This is a genomic window from Actinomadura sp. GTD37, from assembly GCF_041951365.1.
Classification (GTDB): Bacteria; Actinomycetota; Actinomycetes; order Streptosporangiales; family Streptosporangiaceae; genus Spirillospora.
This window is the reverse complement of record NZ_JBGNUS010000001.1, coordinates 1,278,580-1,296,412: the sequence shown is the minus strand read 5'-3', so window position 1 is coordinate 1,296,412 and position 17,833 is coordinate 1,278,580. Positions and strand designations below refer to the sequence as shown.

At 68.8% G+C, this 17,833-nt stretch carries 27 protein-coding genes; all 27 read right to left on the bottom strand.

Features of this window, described 5'->3' with window-relative positions; all coding sequences use genetic code 11:
* Positions 1 to 255 precede the first annotated feature (255 nt).
* On the bottom strand, positions 256 to 732 hold the full coding sequence (gene rplO, locus ACA511_RS06355) for a 50S ribosomal protein L15 (RefSeq protein WP_375023101.1): 477 nt from the start codon (positions 730 to 732) through the stop codon (positions 256 to 258).
* 1 nt (position 733) lies between these two features.
* Positions 734 to 916: a 50S ribosomal protein L30 gene (rpmD, locus tag ACA511_RS06350; RefSeq protein ID WP_375023100.1), complete on the bottom strand. Its 183-nt coding sequence runs from the start codon at positions 914 to 916 to the stop codon at positions 734 to 736.
* Entirely contained in the window at positions 913 to 1,533 is a 621-nt protein-coding gene (rpsE, locus tag ACA511_RS06345; protein WP_375023099.1) for a 30S ribosomal protein S5, read from the bottom strand. Before rpsE ends, rpmD begins: the two co-directional genes overlap by 4 nt.
* Positions 1,534 to 1,567: 34 nt before the next feature.
* Entirely contained in the window at positions 1,568 to 1,954 is a 387-nt protein-coding gene (gene rplR / locus ACA511_RS06340) for a 50S ribosomal protein L18 (RefSeq protein WP_375023098.1), read from the bottom strand.
* Positions 1,955 to 2,012: 58 nt separating this feature from the next.
* A complete protein-coding gene (gene rplF / locus ACA511_RS06335; RefSeq protein ID WP_375023097.1) occupies positions 2,013 to 2,549 on the bottom strand; it encodes a 50S ribosomal protein L6 in 537 nt (178 codons plus the stop codon).
* A gap of 17 nt (positions 2,550 to 2,566) precedes the next feature.
* Complete coding sequence (gene rpsH, locus ACA511_RS06330) at positions 2,567 to 2,965, bottom strand: 30S ribosomal protein S8 (protein ID WP_375023096.1); 399 nt, start codon at positions 2,963 to 2,965, stop codon at positions 2,567 to 2,569.
* A 145-nt stretch (positions 2,966 to 3,110) separates the two neighbouring features.
* Positions 3,111 to 3,296 carry a type Z 30S ribosomal protein S14 gene (locus ACA511_RS06325; RefSeq protein ID WP_018657585.1) on the bottom strand — a complete coding sequence of 62 codons (186 nt, stop codon included), beginning with the start codon at positions 3,294 to 3,296 and terminating at the stop codon, positions 3,111 to 3,113.
* 2 nt (positions 3,297 to 3,298) lie between these two features.
* A complete protein-coding gene (gene rplE / locus ACA511_RS06320) occupies positions 3,299 to 3,874 on the bottom strand; it encodes a 50S ribosomal protein L5 (protein WP_375023095.1) in 576 nt (191 codons plus the stop codon).
* A gap of 5 nt (positions 3,875 to 3,879) precedes the next feature.
* Positions 3,880 to 4,188: a 50S ribosomal protein L24 gene (gene rplX / locus ACA511_RS06315; RefSeq protein WP_375023094.1), complete on the bottom strand. Its 309-nt coding sequence runs from the start codon at positions 4,186 to 4,188 to the stop codon at positions 3,880 to 3,882.
* Complete coding sequence (gene rplN / locus ACA511_RS06310) at positions 4,188 to 4,556, bottom strand: 50S ribosomal protein L14 (protein WP_021596728.1); 369 nt, start codon at positions 4,554 to 4,556, stop codon at positions 4,188 to 4,190. The genes rplX and rplN overlap by 1 nt, the downstream gene beginning before the upstream one ends.
* A gap of 99 nt (positions 4,557 to 4,655) precedes the next feature.
* The gene (rpsQ, locus tag ACA511_RS06305; RefSeq protein WP_375023093.1) at positions 4,656 to 4,928 is read right to left on the bottom strand and encodes a 30S ribosomal protein S17; all 273 of its coding nucleotides are present in this window, start codon (positions 4,926 to 4,928) and stop codon (positions 4,656 to 4,658) included.
* Positions 4,925 to 5,170 (bottom strand): 50S ribosomal protein L29, encoded by a 246-nt coding sequence (rpmC, locus tag ACA511_RS06300; protein ID WP_375023092.1) that lies wholly within the window; start codon positions 5,168 to 5,170, stop codon positions 4,925 to 4,927. Before rpmC ends, rpsQ begins: the two co-directional genes overlap by 4 nt.
* Positions 5,170 to 5,589 carry a 50S ribosomal protein L16 gene (rplP, locus tag ACA511_RS06295; RefSeq protein WP_021596731.1) on the bottom strand — a complete coding sequence of 140 codons (420 nt, stop codon included), beginning with the start codon at positions 5,587 to 5,589 and terminating at the stop codon, positions 5,170 to 5,172. Before rplP ends, rpmC begins: the two co-directional genes overlap by 1 nt.
* Positions 5,590 to 5,596: 7 nt before the next feature.
* Positions 5,597 to 6,487, bottom strand: a complete 891-nt coding sequence (gene rpsC / locus ACA511_RS06290) for a 30S ribosomal protein S3 (protein WP_375023091.1) — start codon at positions 6,485 to 6,487, stop codon at positions 5,597 to 5,599.
* On the bottom strand, positions 6,487 to 6,870 hold the full coding sequence (gene rplV, locus ACA511_RS06285; protein ID WP_375023090.1) for a 50S ribosomal protein L22: 384 nt from the start codon (positions 6,868 to 6,870) through the stop codon (positions 6,487 to 6,489). The genes rpsC and rplV overlap by 1 nt, the downstream gene beginning before the upstream one ends.
* 39 nt (positions 6,871 to 6,909) lie before the next feature.
* Positions 6,910 to 7,191: a 30S ribosomal protein S19 gene (rpsS, locus tag ACA511_RS06280; RefSeq protein ID WP_285942707.1), complete on the bottom strand. Its 282-nt coding sequence runs from the start codon at positions 7,189 to 7,191 to the stop codon at positions 6,910 to 6,912.
* A gap of 12 nt (positions 7,192 to 7,203) precedes the next feature.
* A complete protein-coding gene (gene rplB / locus ACA511_RS06275) occupies positions 7,204 to 8,037 on the bottom strand; it encodes a 50S ribosomal protein L2 (RefSeq protein ID WP_375023089.1) in 834 nt (277 codons plus the stop codon).
* A gap of 42 nt (positions 8,038 to 8,079) precedes the next feature.
* Positions 8,080 to 8,379, bottom strand: a complete 300-nt coding sequence (rplW, locus tag ACA511_RS06270) for a 50S ribosomal protein L23 (RefSeq protein ID WP_375023088.1) — start codon at positions 8,377 to 8,379, stop codon at positions 8,080 to 8,082.
* 12 nt (positions 8,380 to 8,391) lie between these two features.
* Complete coding sequence (gene rplD, locus ACA511_RS06265; RefSeq protein ID WP_375023087.1) at positions 8,392 to 8,994, bottom strand: 50S ribosomal protein L4; 603 nt, start codon at positions 8,992 to 8,994, stop codon at positions 8,392 to 8,394.
* Entirely contained in the window at positions 8,991 to 9,641 is a 651-nt protein-coding gene (gene rplC / locus ACA511_RS06260) for a 50S ribosomal protein L3 (RefSeq protein WP_375023086.1), read from the bottom strand. Before rplC ends, rplD begins: the two co-directional genes overlap by 4 nt.
* Before the next feature lie 14 nt (positions 9,642 to 9,655).
* Entirely contained in the window at positions 9,656 to 9,964 is a 309-nt protein-coding gene (rpsJ, locus tag ACA511_RS06255) for a 30S ribosomal protein S10 (protein WP_018657599.1), read from the bottom strand.
* Between the two features lie 107 nt (positions 9,965 to 10,071).
* Entirely contained in the window at positions 10,072 to 11,265 is a 1,194-nt protein-coding gene (gene tuf / locus ACA511_RS06250; RefSeq protein ID WP_375023085.1) for an elongation factor Tu, read from the bottom strand.
* An 82-nt stretch (positions 11,266 to 11,347) separates the two neighbouring features.
* Positions 11,348 to 13,459: an elongation factor G gene (fusA, locus tag ACA511_RS06245; RefSeq protein ID WP_375023084.1), complete on the bottom strand. Its 2,112-nt coding sequence runs from the start codon at positions 13,457 to 13,459 to the stop codon at positions 11,348 to 11,350.
* A 40-nt stretch (positions 13,460 to 13,499) separates the two neighbouring features.
* The gene (rpsG, locus tag ACA511_RS06240; RefSeq protein ID WP_021597494.1) at positions 13,500 to 13,970 is read right to left on the bottom strand and encodes a 30S ribosomal protein S7; all 471 of its coding nucleotides are present in this window, start codon (positions 13,968 to 13,970) and stop codon (positions 13,500 to 13,502) included.
* The gene (gene rpsL, locus ACA511_RS06235; RefSeq protein ID WP_089324469.1) at positions 13,970 to 14,344 is read right to left on the bottom strand and encodes a 30S ribosomal protein S12; all 375 of its coding nucleotides are present in this window, start codon (positions 14,342 to 14,344) and stop codon (positions 13,970 to 13,972) included. Before rpsL ends, rpsG begins: the two co-directional genes overlap by 1 nt.
* 588 nt (positions 14,345 to 14,932) lie before the next feature.
* Positions 14,933 to 16,609: a hypothetical protein gene (locus ACA511_RS06230; protein ID WP_375023083.1), complete on the bottom strand. Its 1,677-nt coding sequence runs from the start codon at positions 16,607 to 16,609 to the stop codon at positions 14,933 to 14,935.
* Positions 16,610 to 16,849: 240 nt separating this feature from the next.
* Positions 16,850 to 17,830 (bottom strand): aldo/keto reductase, encoded by a 981-nt coding sequence (locus tag ACA511_RS06225; RefSeq protein ID WP_375023082.1) that lies wholly within the window; start codon positions 17,828 to 17,830, stop codon positions 16,850 to 16,852.
* Positions 17,831 to 17,833: the final 3 nt, after the last annotated feature.

Genomic DNA, 17,833 nt, shown 5'->3' with positions numbered 1-17,833 from the left:
GCCCGAGCGAACGCGGTCAGCACCATTCCTCCTGCGTGACTGGCGGGTTCATCATGGCCACCGAGGGGCCGGTAACAGGTCCATGAGGTCGGACGGAGGATATCCGAGGAGACGCGTACGTGCGCAATCTCACGCGAGTCACCTTCGCCCGTGCGACTCTAACAGCAGAAGACGCCGGGGCCGTCCCGCCTTTCCCGGTGACCTCGCGGCCCCGGGAGTCAGGCGAGCACGGCCCCGGCATCGAAGTGCGCTCTCTTAAAGCTCGTCGGTGGTTCCACCGGCGCCGGCGATCTTCTCCTTCGCGGAGCCGGAGAAGGCGTGCACCTTCACCTGGACCGCGACGGAGATGTCGCCCGTGCCGAGGACCTTGACCGGACGGCCGGGGCGCACCGCGCCCTTCGCCGCCAGATCCTCCGCCGTGACCTCGCCGCCCTCGGGGTAGAGCGCGGCGAGCTTGTCCAGGTTCACGACCTGGAACTCGACCCGGTTCGGGTTCTTGAAGCCCTTCAGCTTCGGCACCCGGCGGATCAGGGGCATCTGGCCGCCCTCGAAGCCGACGGGGACGGTGTTGCGGGCCTTGGTGCCCTTGGTGCCGCGACCCGCGGTCTTGCCCTTGGACGCCTCGCCGCGGCCCTTGCGGACCTTCGACTTGTTGGCGCCGCGGGCCGGACGCAGGTCATGGACCTTGAGCGGGGTGCCCTCGGAAGTGTCCTTACCGAGATCAGCCGCCATGTCAGTCGACCTCCTCGACGGTGACCAGGTGCGCCACCGTCCGGATCATGCCCCGCACCTCGGGGCGGTCCTCGCGGACCACGGTCTGCCCGATCTTCTTCAGGCCGAGGGTGCGCAGCGTGTCACGCTGGTTCTGCTTCTCACTGATCACGGACTTCTTCTGCGTGATCTTCAGAGTGCTCACGACGACCCGACCTCCGCCCTCGGCTCGTTGCCCGCGGCGCGCGCGCGCAGCATGGCCGCCGGGGCGACGTCCTCGATCGGCAGGCCGCGCTTGGCCGCGATCTCCTCCGGACGCTTCAGCGCCTTCAGCCCCGCGATCGTCGCGTGCACGATGTTGATCGCGTTGTCGCTGCCCAGCGACTTGCTCAGCACGTCGTGGATGCCGGCGGCCTCCAGCACCGCGCGCACCGGGCCACCGGCGATGACGCCGGTACCGGGGCTGGCCGGACGCAGCAGGACCTCGCCCGCCGCGTCCCGCGCCTGCACCAGGTGCGGGATGGTGCCCTGGATCCGCGGCACCTTGAAGAAGTGCTTCTTGGCCTCCTCGACGCCCTTGGCGATCGCCGCGGGCACCTCCTTGGCCTTGCCGTAGCCGACGCCGACGGTGCCGTTGCCGTCACCGACGATCACCAGGGCGGTGAAGCTGAAGCGACGCCCGCCCTTGACGACCTTGGCGACACGGTTGATCGCCACGACCTTCTCGATGTACGACTGACCCTTGTCGGCGCCACCGCGGCGGTCGTCGCGGCGATCGCGACGGTCGCCACCCTGACCGCCGCCACGCCTCTGCGCTGCCATCAGTGGTTCCTCTCGTTCACCATGTTGAGGGCCATCAGAGCTGCAGGCCCCCCTCGCGCGCACCGTCCGCGACAGCGGCGATGCGGCCGTGGTACTTGTTGCCGCCGCGGTCGAACACGACCGCCTGCACACCGGCCTGCTTGGCCCGCTCGGCGACGAGCTCGCCGACCTTGCGGGACTTGGCCGTCTTGTCGCCGGAGTCGGCGCGCAGGTCCGCCTCCATCGTCGACGCGCTGGCCACCGTGTGGCCCTTGTCGTCGTCGATGACCTGGACGAACACATGCCTGCTGGAGCGGGTCACGACCAGGCGAGGACGCGCGGCGCTGCCGACGACCTTCTTCCGGACCCGCAGGTGCCGGCGCTTGCGGGACTTGGCCCGCGCCGACGTGGCCTTCGCGGCCAGGGTCTTGGTGCCTGCCATGACTACTTACCAGCCTTTCCGACACTCGGAACCACAGCGGCGGATCCGCGCCCCCGCATCACTTGCCAGCCTTTCCGACCTTGCGCCGGATCTGCTCGCCTTCGTAGCGCACGCCCTTGCCCTTGTACGGGTCGGGCTTGCGCAGCTTGCGGATGCGGGCGGCGATCTCGCCGACGAGCTGCTTGTCGATGCCCTCGACGGTCAGCTGCGTCGGGCGCTCGACGGAGAGCTTGATGCCCTCCGGCGCCTCGAACGGGATCGGGTGGCTGTACCCGAGCGAGAACTCGACGTTCTGGCCCTTGGCCACCACCCGGTAGCCGACGCCCTGGATGACCAGGGTCTTCTTGTAGCCGTCGGTGACCCCGACGACCATGTTGTTGATCAGCGTGCGGGTGAGCCCGTGCAGCCCCCGCACCTTGTTGATGTCGTTCGGCCGGCTGACGACGATCCTGCCGTCCTCCTGGCTGACCTCGATGGGCTCCGCGACGGTGTGCGACAGCGTGCCCTTCGGCCCCTTGACGGTGACCTCCCGGCCGTCGAGGTTGACCTCGACGCCGCTGGGCACGGTGATGGGGAGACGTCCAATACGAGACATTTTTTAAGTACCTCCCCTCACCAGACGTAGGCGAGGACTTCCCCGCCCACGCCGCGCTTGCCGGCCTGCCGGTCGGTCATCAGGCCGGCGGACGTCGAGATGATCGCGACGCCCAGCCCGCCCAGGACCCGCGGCAGGTTGTCCTTCTTCGCGTACACGCGCAGACCCGGCTTCGAGACGCGCTTGATGCCGGCGATCGAACGCTCGCGGGTCGGGCCGAACTTCAACTCGATGTTGAGCTCCTTGCCGACCTTGGCGTCCTGCACGCTCCAGCCCGAGATGTAGCCCTCCTGCTGGAGGATCTCGGCGATGTGCGCCTTGATCTTCGAGTACGGCATGGCCACGGAGTCGTGGTATGCCGAATTCGCGTTCCGCAGACGCGTCAGCATGTCTGCGATCGGGTCGGTCATCGTCATGGCCTACAGGCCCTCCCTCGCCACGGTTTCCTCGGGTTGATGCGTCCCGTGGACCTTTGGCGCGGTCGTGGACGTCCTCGCGGACGCCCGGTTGGTCATTACAGGCCGGCTTCCGTCCCCCGGGGGCGTCCCCCGGGGGATGCGGTCACCAGCTGGACTTCGTGATGCCGGGCAGCTCGCCGCGGTGCGCCATCTCCCGGAAGCAGACACGGCACAGGCCGAACTTCCGGTAGACGGAGCGCGGACGCCCGCAGCGCGAGCACCGAGTGTACGCGCGCACGCCGAACTTCGGCTTCCGCGCCGCCTTGGCGATCAGCGACTTCTTCGCCATGCTCAGCTCTCCTTGAAGGGGAAGCCCAGGAGCTTGAGCAGCGCCCGGCCCTCGTCGTCGGTCTTCGCGGACGTCACGACCGTGATGTCCATGCCCCGCTGCCGGTCGACCTTGTCCGGGTCGACCTCGTGGAACATGACCTGCTCGGTCAGCCCGAAGGTGTAGTTGCCGTTGCCGTCGAACTGCTTCGGCGACAGGCCGCGGAAGTCGCGGATACGGGGCAGCGCGGTCGCGAGCAGCCGGTCCAGGAACTCCCACATGCGGTCGCCGCGCAGCGTGGCGTGCGCGCCGATCGGCATGCCCTCGCGCAGCTTGAACTGCGCGATGGACTTGCGGGCCCGGTTCACGGCCGGCTTCTGGCCGGTGATCAGCGACAGGTCGCGGATCGCGCCCTCGATCAGCTTGGCGTCCTTGGCCGCGTCGCCGACGCCCATGTTGACCACGATCTTGGTCAGCGTGGGGATCTGCATGACGTTGGCGTAGCCGAACTGCTCACGCATCTGCCCCGCGATCTCCTCGCGGTAGCGGACCTTGAGCCTCGGCGTCGGCACGGGACGCTCGGTGACGGTCTCAGTCATGGGTCTCAGATCTCCTTACCGCTACGGCGCGAGATCCGAACCTTCGTGCCGTCGTCGTTGATGCGGTAACCGACCCGTACCGGCTTGCCGTCCTCGACGACCGCGACGTTGCTGACGTGCAGCGGCGCCTCGACCGTGACACGGCCGCTCTCCTTGCCGGCACGCTGCTGGTCGGCCTTGATGTTCTTGGTGATGAGGTTGACGCCCTCGACGACGACGCGCTCGGCGCGCGGGTCGACGCGCAGGACCTTGCCCGTCGCGCCCTTGTCCTTGCCGGCGAGGACGATCACTTCGTCGCCCTTGCGGATCTTCATCAGAGCACCTCCGGCGCGAGCGAGATGATGCGCATGAACTTCTTCTCACGCAGTTCACGGCCCACCGGGCCGAAGATGCGCGTGCCGCGGGGGTCCCCGCCGTCCTTGATCAGGACGGCCGCGTTCTCGTCGAAGCGGATGTAGGAGCCGTCCGGGCGCCGGCGCTCCTTGCGGGTGCGCACGACGACCGCCTTGACGACGTCACCCTTCTTCACGCCCGCGCCGGGAAGGGCGTCCTTCACCGTCGCGACGATGATGTCGCCGACTCCCGCGTAGCGCCGACCCGAGCCGCCGAGAACGCGGATGCAGAGGATCTCCTTCGCACCCGTGTTGTCGGCGACTTTGAGTCGCGACTCCTGCTGGATCACGTCAACTCCTGTTCGTCACACCGGTTCTGCACCGGACGTCGTCCGGCCAGCCTGGTGGAACCAGTCATGTACACATTGCGAGGCTGCCGCCCCGCGGGCCTACTTGGCCTTCTCGAGGATCTCCACCACGCGCCACCGCTTGGTGGCCGACAGCGGACGGGTCTCCATGAGCCGGACGCGGTCGCCCACGCCGCACTCGTTGGCCTCGTCGTGCGCCTTGTAGTTCTTCGTGCGGCGGATCACCTTGTGGTACCTGCGGTGGGTCACGCGGTCCTCGACGGACACGACCACGGTCTTGTCCATCTTGTCGCTGACCACCAGGCCCTCAAGGACCTTGCGGCTGGTCCGCTTCTCCGCCTGCTGCTCGGTCATTCGTTGCCCTCCACGGCGTCGTCGTCGGCGACCGTGACGATGCCGAGCTCGCGCTCCCGCATCACGGTGTAGATGCGGGCGATCTCGCGCTTGACGGTGCGCAGCCGCCCGTGGCTCTCAAGCTGGCCGGTAGCGGCCTGGAAGCGGAGGTTGAACAGCTCCTCCTTCGCCTCCTTGAGCTTGGTGACCAGGACGTCCTCGGGCTCGGTCCGCAGGTCGTCGGCGGTAAGACCCTTGGCCATCAGGACTCACCCACCTCTCGCTTGACAATCTTGCACTTCATCGGAAGCTTGTGGATCGCGCGCGTGAGCGCCTCCCGAGCGATCTGCTCGTTCGGGTAGGAGATCTCGAAGAGCACGCGGCCGGGCTTCACGTTGGCCACCCACCACTCCACGGAGCCCTTGCCGGAGCCCATGCGGGTCTCGGCGGGCTTCTTGGTCAGCGGACGGTCCGGGAAGATGTTGATCCAGACCTTGCCGCCACGCTTGATGTGACGGGTCATCGCGATACGCGCGGCCTCGATCTGACGGTTCGTCACGTACGCGGCCTCGACGGCCTGGATGCCGTACTCGCCGAACGTCACCCTCGTGCCGCCCTTGGCCATGCCACGGCGCTTCGGGTGGTGCTGCTTGCGGTGCTTGACCTTGCGAGGGATCAGCATCGGTTACTCAGCTCCCCTCACCCTGCGGAGCAGCCTCGGCCGCCGGGGCCGGCTGCTCGGAACCCTGCTGCTGCTTCTGCTCGCCGCCGGCGCGTCCGCCGCGCTCGCCGCCACCGGCGCCGCCGCGTCCGCCACGACCGCCGCGGCCTCCACCGCCGCCGCCGCCACCGCGACGCTCGCCGCCGCCACCGCCGCCACCGCGGCGCTCACGGCCACCGCCGCCGCCACCGGAGGCGCGCTGCTGCGCGGCCCGCTGCTCGCGCTCGGCACGCGTCGCCGCGGCCTCGCCCTTGTAGATCCACACCTTGACGCCGATGCGGCCGAACGTCGTCCGGGCCTCGTAGAAGCCGTAGTCGATGTCGGCGCGCAGCGTGTGCAGCGGGACCTGGCCCTCGCGGTAGAACTCCGACCGGGACATCTCGGCGCCGCCGAGGCGGCCGCCGCACTGCACCTTGATGCCCTTGGCGCCGGACTTCATCGCGGACTGGATCGCCTTGCGCATGGCGCGGCGGAACGCGACCCGGCTCGACAGCTGCTCGGCCACGCCCTGCGCGACGAGCTGCGCGTCGATCTCGGGGTTCTTCACCTCGAGGATGTTCAGCCGGACCTGCTTGCCGGTCAGCTTCTCCAGGTCGCCCCGGAGGCGCTCGGCCTCCGCGCCGCGGCGGCCGATGACGATGCCCGGCCGGGCGGTGTGGATGTTGACCTCGACACGGTCACGGGTCCGCTCGATCTCCACCTTGGAGATGCCCGCCCGGTCCATGCCCTTTTGCAGCATGCGCCGGATCTGGACGTCTTCCTTGACGTAGTCCTTGTAGAGCTTGTCGGCGAACCACACGGATTTGTGGTCGGTTGTGATGCCGAGCCGGAACCCGTGCGGGTTGATCTTCTGACCCACTACCGGGCCCTCCTCGTCTTCTTACCGCCGGAGGACGCGGACACGGCGTCGTCCCGCGATTCCACGACCACGGTGATGTGGCTCGTGCGCTTGTTGATGCGGTAAGCCCGGCCCTGGGCGCGGGGACGGAAACGCTTGAGCGTCGGCCCCTCGTCCACCCACGCACGGCTCACGACGAGCCCGTCCGTGTCGAGCTTGAAGTTGTGCTCGGCGTTGGCGATGGCACTCGCCAGCACCTTGCCCACCGGCTCACTAGCAGCCTGGGGGGCGAACCGCAGCACCGCCTGAGCCTCCGCGGCAGGCAGGCCGCGGATGAGGTCCACCACGCGGCGGGCCTTCCTGGGCGTGACGCGGACGTACCGCGCCTGGGCCCTGGCTTCCATCGCTGTTCCCTCTCTCCTACGTGCGAACTGCTCTGCCTGCTAGCCGCGACGGCTGCGGCGGTCTTCCTTGACGTGGCTGCGGAACGTGCGGGTCGGCGAGAACTCGCCGAGCTTGTGTCCCACCATCGCGTCGGTGATGAACACCGGGACGTGCTTGCGGCCGTCGTGCACGGCGATCGTGTGACCGATCATGTCCGGCACGATCATGGAGCGCCGCGACCACGTCTTGATGACGTTCTTGGTGCCCTTCTCGTTCTGGACGTCCACCTTCTTCATGAGGTGGTCGTCCACGAACGGGCCCTTCTTAAGGCTACGTGGCATGACGAGCGACTCCTACCGCTTCTTCTTGCTGCGACGACGGACGATCAGCCGGTCGCTCGACTTGTTCGCCTGGCGAGTGCGGCCTTCCTTCTTACCGGCGGGGTTCACCGGGTGGCGGCCACCGGAGGTCTTGCCCTCACCACCACCGTGCGGGTGGTCGATCGGGTTCATGGCGACACCGCGGACGGTCGGGCGCTTGCCCTTCCACCGCATCCGGCCGGCCTTGCCCCAGTTGATGTTCGACTGCTCGGCGTTGCCGACCTCGCCGACCGTCGCGCGGCACCGCAGGTCCACCATCCGCATCTCGCCGGAGGGCATGCGCAGCGTGGCGTACTTGCCCTCCTTGGCCAGCAGCTGGACGCCGGCGCCCGCACTGCGGGCGATCTTGGCGCCGCCGCCGGGCTTCAGCTCGATGGCGTGGATGACCGTACCGGTCGGGATGTTGCGCAGCGGCAGGCAGTTGCCCGGCTTGATGTCCGCGCCCGGCCCGTTCTCCACCCGGTCGCCCTGCTTCAGGCCGCGGGGAGCGAGAATGTAGCGCTTCTCGCCGTCCACGTAGTGCAGCAGCGCGATCCGCGCGGTGCGGTTCGGGTCGTACTCGATGTGCGCGACCTTGGCCGGCACGCCGTCCTTGTCGTGCCGGCGGAAGTCGATCACGCGGTAGGCGCGCTTGTGCCCGCCGCCCTGGTGCCGGGTCGTGATGCGGCCGTGGTTGTTGCGGCCGCCCTTCTTGGGGAGCGGACGCAGCAGCGACTTCTCCGGCTCACGGCGCGTGACCTCGACGAAGTCGGCCACGCTGGAGCCGCGACGTCCCGGAGTCGTCGGCTTGTAGTTACGGATGCCCATCTTTTTCGTTCATCCCTTTATCTGCTTCGGGGCCTCGGCCGGTTAGGCCGGGCCGCCGAAGATGTCGATCCGCTCGCCCTCGGCCAGGCTGACGATGGCTCGCTTGGTGTCCTTGCGCTTGCCGTAGCCGAACCGGGTGCGCTTGCGCTTGCCCTGCCGGTTGAGCGTGTTCACGCTCGTGACCTTGACGCCGAACACGGCCTCGACGGCCTGCTTGATCTGCGTCTTGTTCGCATCCGGGCGGACGACGAACGTGTACTTGTTCTCGTCCAGCAGCCCGTAGCTCTTCTCCGAGACGACCGGCGCGAGGATGATGTCGCGGGGGTCGGCGATCTTGTTCATGTGCGACCCTCCTTACTTCTTCGCCGCGCGCGAGATGAACTCGTCGTACGCCGTCTTCGTGAAGACCACGTCGTCGTTCACCAGCACGTCGTAGGTGTTGAGCTGGTCGGAGACGAGAACGTGCACGCTCGGCTCGTTGCGCAGGCTCTTCCAGGTCACCTCGTCCTCGCGGTCCAGGACCAGGAGGACGCGGTTGGCCTCGGTGACCTCGCGCAGGGCCTTCAGCGCCGTCTTCGTCTTCGGGGTGTCGCCCTCGATGATGCTGTCCACGACGTGCACCCGGCCGAAGCGGGCGCGGTCGGACAGCGCGCCGCGCAGCGCGGCCGCCTTCATCTTCTTGGGCGTCTTCTGCGAGTAGTCCCGCGGCTGCGGGCCGTGCACGACGCCGCCGCCGGCGAACTGGGGCGCGCGGATCGAGCCCTGGCGGGCCCGGCCGGTGCCCTTCTGCCGGTACGGCTTCTTGCCGCCGCCGCGGACTTCGCCGCGGGTCTTGGTCGAGTGCGTGCCCTGGCGGGCCGCGGCCAGCTGCGCCACCACGACCTGGTGGATCAGCGGCACGCTGGTCTTCGCGTCGAAGACCTCGCCGGGCAGGTCGATGTCGAGTTTGGAGGTCACTTGCCCGTCCCCTTCACTGCGTCGCGCACCAGCACCACGCCGCCGTTGGGACCGGGAACCGCGCCCTTGATGAGCAGCAGGTTCTTCTCCGCGTCGATGGCGTGGACGGTCAGGTTCTGCACGGTGGTACGGGCGTTGCCGTGCCGCCCCGCCATGCGGAGGCCCTTGAAGACGCGACCCGGGGTCGCGCAGCCGCCGATCGAACCCGGCGAGCGGTGCTTGCGCTGGGTGCCGTGCGAAGCGCTGAGGCCCTTGAACCCGTGGCGCTTCATGACACCCGCGGTGCCCTTGCCCTTGCTCGTGCCGGTCACGTCGATCTTCTGGCCGGCCTCGAAGACGTCGGCGGTGATCTCCTGGCCGAGTTCGAACTCGGTGGTGTCGTCGGCCCGCAGTTCGACGAGGTAGCGGCGCGGCGTCACGCCGGCCTTCTCGAAGTGACCCGCGCGCGGCTTGTTCACCTTGCGGGGGTCGATCTGCCCGTACCCGATCTGGACGGCGCTGTAGCCGTCCTTCTCCTGGGAACGGAGCTGGGTCACGACACACGGCCCGGCCTGGACGACGGTTACCGGAACCATCCGGCCCTCATCGTCGAAGACCTGGGTCATGCCGAGCTTCTCGCCCAGGACGCCCTTCCTCTGCGTACTCATTCTCGGTGCGTCCCTTAGAGCTTGATCTCGATGTCAACGCCGGCCGGCAGGTCGAGCCGCATCAGCGAGTCGACCGTCTTGGGCGTCGGGTCGATGATGTCGATCAACCGCTTGTGCGTGCGCATCTCGAAGTGCTCGCGGCTGTCCTTGTACTTGTGCGGCGAGCGGATGACGCAGTACACGTTCTTCTCGGTCGGCAGCGGCACCGGGCCCGCGACCTTGGCGCCCGTCCGCGTCACCGTCTCAACGATCTTCTTCGCGGAGGTGTCGATGACCTCGTGGTCGTAGGCCTTGAGCCGGATGCGGATCTTCTGTCCCGCCATGGTGGCCTCGGTGTCCTTTGCTGTAGTGCCGCTGATACTTCAGAGTCGTGGCGCGGCGGCCCGGTTGCCGGGGTCCCGGCGGCCGGGCCGCCCCGCTACGAGGGGTGTTACTTGATGACCTTGGTGACGCGACCGGAGCCGACCGTCCGGCCACCCTCGCGGATGGCGAACTTGAGGCCCTCTTCCATGGCGACGGGCTGGATCAGCTCGACGCGCATCTCGGTGTTGTCGCTCGGCATGACCATCTCGGTGCCCTCAGGGAGGTTCACCACGCCGGTGACGTCCGTGGTCCGGAAGTAGAACTGCGGACGGTAGTTGTTGAAGAACGGCGTGTGGCGGCCGCCCTCGTCCTTGGACAGGATGTAGACCTGCGCCTCGAACTCGGTGTGCGGGGTCGTGGTGCCCGGCTTGATGACGCACTGGCCGCGCTCGACGTCCTCGCGCTTGATGCCGCGCAGGAGCAGGCCGACGTTGTCGCCCGCCTGGCCCTGGTCGAGCAGCTTGCGGAACATCTCGACACCGGTGACGGTGGTCGTGGCCTTCTCGTTCTTGATGCCGATGATGTCGACGGTCTCGTTGACGTTGACGACACCGCGCTCGACGCGGCCGGTCACGACGGTGCCGCGGCCGGTGATCGAGAAGACGTCCTCGATCGGCATCAGGAACGGCTTGTCGACGTCGCGCACCGGCTCCGGCACGTTCTCGTCGACGGCGTCCATGAGCTCGCCGATCGACTGGGCCCACTTCTCGTCGCCCTGCAGCGCCTGGAAGGCGGAGACGCGGATGACCGGAAGGTCGTCGCCCGGGAACTCGTACTCCGACAGCAGCTCGCGGACCTCGAGCTCGACGAGCTCGAGGATCTCCTCGTCGTCCACCATGTCGCACTTGTTCAGCGCGACGACGATGTAGGGCACGCCGACCTGGCGGGCCAGGAGCACGTGCTCCTTGGTCTGCGGCATCGGGCCGTCGGTCGCGGCGACCACCAGGATGGCGCCGTCCATCTGCGCGGCACCGGTGATCATGTTCTTGATGTAGTCCGCGTGACCGGGGCAGTCCACGTGCGCGTAGTGCCGGGCCTCGGTCTGGTACTCGACGTGCGAGATCGAGATCGTGATCCCGCGCTCGCGCTCCTCCGGCGCCTTGTCGATGTCCTCGAACGGCGTGAAGGGGTTGAGGTCCGGGTACTTGTCGTGGAGCACCTTGGTGATCGCCGCGGTAAGCGTCGTCTTACCGTGGTCGATGTGTCCAATGGTGCCGATGTTCACGTGCGGCTTCGTCCGCTCGAACTTGGCCTTCGCCACTGGTTGCTCCTTGTTGCGATCCTCGGCCGTCTAGACGACCGCTTCGATGTACGTCCTGGTGATCTGTGGGCAGGCCCGGCGGCTATTCGCCCCGCGCCTTGGCGATGATCTCCTGCGCCACGTTCGTGGGAACCTCGGCGTAGGAATCGAACTGCATCGTGAAAACAGCCCGGCCCTGGGTCTTGCTGCGCAGATCACCCACGTAGCCGAACATCTCCGACAGGGGCACGAGCGCCTTGATGACGCGCATGCCGTGCCGCTCGTCCATGGACTGGACCTGACCACGGCGGCTGTTGAGGTCGCCGATCACATCGCCCATGTTCTCCTCGGGCGTGGTGACCTCGACGGCCATCATCGGCTCCAGCAGCGTCGGGGACGCCCTGCGGGCGGCCTCCTTGAACGCCATGGAGCCGGCGACCTTGAACGCCATCTCCGAGGAGTCGACCTCGTGGTAGGCGCCGTCGCGCAGGGTGACCTTCACGCCCACCATCGGATAGCTGGCGAGGACACCGAACTCTGCGGCCTCCTGGCAGCCCGCGTCGACCGACGGGATGTACTCCCGCGGGATGCGGCCACCGGTGACCTTGTTCTCGAACTCGTAACCGTCGGACCCGCCGCCCAGCGGCTCCAGGTCGATGATCACGCGGCCGAACTGGCCGGAGCCACCCGTCTGCTTCTTGTGGGTGTACTCGACCTTCTCGACCTTCCGCGTGATCGTCTCGCGGTAGGCGACCTGCGGCTTGCCGACGTTCGCCTCGACCTTGAACTCGCGCTTCATCCGGTCGACGAGGATCTCCAGGTGGAGTTCGCCCATGCCCGAGATGATGGTCTGGCCGGTGTCCTCGTCCGACCGGACCTGGAAGGACGGGTCCTCCTCGGCCAGCCGCTGGATCGCGGTGCCGAGCTTCTGCTGGTCGGCCTTGGTCTTCGGCTCGATCGCGACGCTGATGACCGGCGCCGGGAAGTTCATCGACTCCAGCACGATCGGGTTCTTCTCGTCGCACAGTGTCTCGCCGGTGGTGGTCTGCTTGAGCCCCATCACCGCGACGATGTCGCCGGCGCCCACGCGCTCGATCTCGGTGCGCTTGTTGGCGTGCATCCGGTAGATCTTGCCGATGCGCTCCTTGCGCTCCTTGACCGAGTTCATCACGTTCGTGCCGGTCTCCAGCACGCCGGAGTACACCCGGACGAAGGTGAGCTTGCCGAGGTGCGGGTCGCTCGCGATCTTGAACGCCAGCGCGGAGAACGGCTCGTCCTCGCTCGGCAGTCGCTTGAGCACCTTCTCCTCGTCGCGGACGGCGTGGCCCTCGATGGCCTCGACGTCCAGCGGGGAGGGCAGGTAGCGGACGATCGCGTCCAGCAGCGGCTGCACGCCCTTGTTCTTGAACGCCGTGCCGCACGTCACCGGGGTGAGGTTCGCGGCGATCGTCGCGCGCCGGATGCCCGCGTGAAGCTGCTCCGCGGTGGGCTCCTCGCCCTCCAGGTACAGCTCCATGACCTCGTCGTCGTTCTCGGCGAGGGTCTCGACCAGCTTGTCGCGCCACTCGCGCGCCGTCTCGGCGTGCGACTCGGGGATGTCGAGCGTGTCGTACATCTCGCCGAGCTTGGCCTCCTCGTTCCAGACGAGGGCCTTCATCTCGACGAGGTCGACGACGCCCTTGAAGTCGGACTCGGCGCCGATCGGCAGCTGCAGCACGAGCGGGGTCGCGTTGAGCCGGTTCTCGATCATGTCGACGCAGCGGTGGAACTCCGCCCCGACCCGGTCGAGCTTGTTGACGAAGCACATGCGCGGCACGCCGTACCGGTCGGCCTGGCGCCACACCGTCTCGGACTGGGGCTCCACACCGGCGACCCCATCGAAGACCGCGACCGCACCGTCCAGCACCCGGAGGTTGCGCTCCACCTCGACGGTGAAGTCGACGTGCCCGGGAGTGTCGATGATGTTGATCGTGTGATCGATCTCGTCCACGGGCCAGTGGCAGGTGGTGGCGGCGGAGGTGATGGTGATCCCCCGCTCCTGCTCCTGCTCCATCCAGTCCATGGTGGCCGCACCGTCGTGGACTTCACCGATCTTGTAGCTCATCCCGGTGTAGAACAGGATGCGCTCGGTCGTCGTGGTCTTGCCCGCGTCGATATGGGCCATGATCCCGATGTTGCGGACCCTGGCCAGGTCCACACCGGTTTTGGTAGCCACTGTCGTCCTCGCGTCGTCTCGTCGTTGCAGTTCGCCGGGGTTACCAGCGGTAGTGGGCGAAGGCCTTGTTGGACTCCGCCATCTTGTGCGTGTCCTCGCGCTTCTTGACAGAGGCGCCAAGACCGTTGCTGGCGTCGAGCAGCTCGTTCATCAGCCGCTCGGTCATGGTCTTCTCGCGACGCTGCCGGGCGTACACCACGAGCCAGCGGAGGGCGAGCGTGGTGCTGCGGGCCGGCCGCACCTCCACGGGGACCTGGTAGGTCGCGCCACCGACGCGGCGGCTGCGGACCTCCAGGGTGGGCTTCACGTTGTCGAGCGCGCGCTTCAGCGTGACGACCGGGTCGTTGCCGGTCTTCTCGCGGGCGCCCTCGAGGGCGTCGTAGACGATGCTCTGCGCGATGGAGCGCTTGCCGTCCAGGAGAATCTTGTTGATGAGCGCGGTGACCAGCGGCGAGTTGTACACCGGGTCAGCGATCAGCTGGCGCTTGCCAGCAGGGCCCTTGCGCGGCATCAGCTCTTCTCCTTCTTCGCGCCGTAGTGGCTGCGCCCTTGCTTGCGGTTCCGCACGCCCTGGGTGTCGAGCGCACCGCGGATGATCTTGTACCGAACGCCCGGGAGGTCCTTCACACGGCCGCCGCGCACGAGCACGATCGAGTGCTCCTGCAGGTTGTGACCGACGCCGGGGATGTAGGCCGTGACCTCGATCCCGCTGGTCAGCCGGACACGGGCGACCTTGCGAAGCGCGGAGTTCGGCTTCTTGGGCGTCGTCGTGTAGACGCGCGTGCAGACACCCCGGCGCTGGGGGCTGCCCTTGAGCGCGGGCGTCTTGTTCTTGGTCACCTTGTCCTGGCGGCCCTTTCGGACCAGCTGCTGGATCGTGGGCACCGCGTCTCCGTCTTCCTCGTACCGAGCTGGTAAGTCTTTTTGCTGCAATCACCACCTCAGGCGAGGCTGTGACCTGCCGGTTTCCCGACCCTCTCCGACCCACGCGGTCGGGCGTGTCGCCGCCTCACGGAAATACAACCGCGCGAAACCGACACAGACCGCCCGGCCCGTTTCAGGGCCGGACCAAGCCGGGGAGCGAGCCTCCCCCATCCGGCGCGCCCCGACGGCGTGAAACCGCCGGACCCACCGAGAATGAAGGAGCCTCATCAGATGCGGCGCTGGGGCTGGCCAACCGGCCTCGCCGACGCACACGCATAAGTGACCCGCAGAGCGGGCGCAAGTGAAGAGATTACCGACCCGCGCGGCAAAGTGCAAAACAAGAAGCGCACTACAGTGCGCACCCCATCGAGCGCAAGCCCGCAGAGCGTCGGGGAGCCTTCCCCGAGATGGTCAACGACACCGTGCCGACGGATGTTCCCGTCCCCGCACGAGTGCCGGGACGGGCACCCGTCGGCATTGTGTCCCACGTTCCCCCTGTTGGGGAAGATGTGGACAAGGCTTTGCCGGTTCGCCGCGCCGCGTCCCCGGCTAGAGGACGAAGGCGACGACCAGCACGACGAGGATCACCACGACGGCGACGGCGCCGATGACGAGCCAGAGCGTGTTCTTGCCGCCCTTGCCCTCCTCGGCCCCGTAGGCGGGCTGCTGGCCGTACTGGCCCTGCTGCCCCTGCTGGCCGCCGTACTGGCCGGGCTGGCCGTAGCCCTGCTGGCCGTACTGCTGCTGACCCTGCCCCTGCTGGTCGTACTGACCCGCCTGGCCCGGCTGACCCGCCTGGCCCTGCTGGTCGTACTGACCCTGCTGGTCGTACTGACCCTGCTGCCCCGGCTGGCCGTAGCCCTGCTGCTGGTACGGCTGGCCGTACTGCTCGGGCTGGCCGAAGCCCCGCTGCTCGCCGGGCTGCTGCTGGCCGTAGCCCTGTTGCTGCTGCTCGGCCTGGCCGTACGCCTGCTGCTGCCCGTACTGCTGCCCGGCCTGCTGCTGGGGCTGCTGGCCCCACTGCTGCTGGCCGATGTCAAGGCGCGTGCTGTCGGGAACGCCGGGGGTCTCGGCGGCGTGCCGTCCCTGGGACGGGGCGGACGGGTCGAACGCCTCGGTCGGGCGCGCGTCCTCGACACCGCTCTCGCCGGGCGGGCGGTACAGATCGTCCACCGAGGGCGAGGGACCGGACGACTGCGCGCCGGCGCCCGCGCCGAACCCCGGCTCGGGCGGCGGCACCATCATGGTCCGCTCGTGGTCGGCCTGGCCCTGCTGGGGACGGCCCGGCTGGGGCGCCTCGGGCGTCCAGGGCTCGGGCGTGGACGGCGGCGTCGGCGCCTGCCACGGCTCGGCCGGCGGTTCCTGCTTGCGCTCGGGACCGGTGGCGACCGGGATGTCGGTGCCCGGCGACCAGTGCAGCGTCGCCTGGTCGTCGATGGCGGGCCGCTGCGGCTGCTCGGGCTCGGGCACGGCCGCGCCGGGACCGGGGACGATCATCGTGCGGTCGCCGGAGAGGTCCTGCGACTGCTCCGGCGGCGCCTGCTCACCGGGGACGCCGGGCTCGGGCGCGGGGAAGGCGCCGGGCTGCCCGTACTGCTGCTGCTCGTACTGGGGCCGGCCGTACTGCTGCGGGTCCTGCGGCGCGCCGTGCATCGGCTGCTGCGGGTACCCGGACTGCTGCTGCGGAGGCTGCTGCCCGTACTGCTGCTGCTCGTACTGGGGCGGCTGCTCGTACTGCGGCTGCTCGTACTGCGGCGGCTGCTCGTACGGGGGCTGCTGGCCGTAGCCGGGCTGGGGACGGCCGTACTGCGGCTGCTCTCCCGGCGGGACGTACTGCTGCGGGTCCTGCGGGGGCGTGAACCCACCGGGGCCCTGGGGCGGGCCGTAGGGCTGCTGCCCGGCGGGCGGCTGCCCGTACTGGGGCTGCTCCTGGGGCGCGCCGTAGGGCTGCTGGGGCGGCGCCGGAGGCTGCTCGCCGAACTGCGGCATCGGCTGCTCGACCATCGTGGGGGGCGGCGGGGGCGGAGCGGGCCGCTCCCCCTCGCGGGGCTCGGACGGGGGAAGCGGCGTCGGGCCGCTCTGGCCGCCCAGTTGCGGAGCCCCGAACACCACGGTGCGGTCCCCGAGCGGCCGGGCGGGGGGCTCCTGCCCCTCCACCGGCGCGGGCTGCCCCTCGTCGTCCGGCAACGGCCGCTGCGGGCCCTGCGTGCCGTCGTTCTCGGTCATCGTCGGGCTCCTTCAGCGCCGTCGTCCCGGGGCTCCTCAGCTCCCGGAAGCCCGGAGGCGCGCGGCGCATAACGCCGCCTCCGAACTTTCATCCCTGTCCCCGCGTGGCGGTCTTGCCATGCGTGGGCGTTCTCGTCCACAGCCTGCCCCGATCGCCTGGGGGATCGCAAATCACGCCCTTGAATAGACGCGGGACGGCCCCGGAGCGTTCCTGCCCGGGGACGTCCGCGTCCCGGCGCGTCAGGAGTGCCCGACGACCGCGTGCGGACGGTACGGGGCCTCCAGTCGCGCGACTTCCTTCCCGTCCAGTTCGAGGGCCTCCGCGGCGAGCGCGTCGTCCATGTGAGTGAGTTTCGTCGCTCCCACGATCGGCGCGGTCACTCCGGGACGGCCGAGCAGCCAGGCGAGCGCCACCTGCGCCGCCGGAACGCCCCGCTCGCCCGCGACCTCCCGCACGGCGTCCACGACGTCGAAGTCGGCGTCGGTGTAGAGGCCGTCCCCGAAGGCGTCGTTCTGGGACCGGACGGTCTTGCGCTCGCCGCCCCGCTCCCGGTTCCCGGCGAGCATGCCGCGCGCCAGCGGGCTCCACGGGATGAGGCCCACGCCCTGATCGGCGCAGAGCGGGTTCATCTCCCGCTCCTCCTCCCGGTAGAGGAGGTTGTAGTGGTTCTGCATCGAGATGAACTTCGTCCAGCCCCGGAGCTCGGCGACGTGCTGCGCCTTGGCGAACTGCCACGCGTACATGCTGGACGCCCCGATGTACCGCACCTTGCCCGACTTCACCACGTCGTGCAGGGCCTCCATGGTCTCCTCGATGGGCGTCCCGTAGTCCCAGCGGTGGATCTGGTAGAGGTCCACGTAGTCGGCGCCGAGCCGGCGCAGCGAGTCGTCGATGCCCGCCAGGATGTGCTTGCGGGACAGCCCTCCTGCGTTCGGGCCGTCCCCCATGGGGAGGTAGACCTTGGTGGCCAGGACGTAGTCGTCCCGGCGGGCGAAGAGCCGCGGGAGAAGGCGTCCGGTGATCTTCTCGCTGGCCCCCATCGAGTACCCGTCGGCGGTGTCGAAGAACGTCACACCGCCCTCGACGGCCCGCCGGACGATCGGCTCCGCCGCCTCCTCGTCCAGGGCCCACTTCCGGAGCGCGGGGTCGCCGTAGCTCATCATCCCCAGGCAGATCCGCGAGACCTTGAGCCCGCTCGTACCGAGCCGCACCTGTTCCATGCC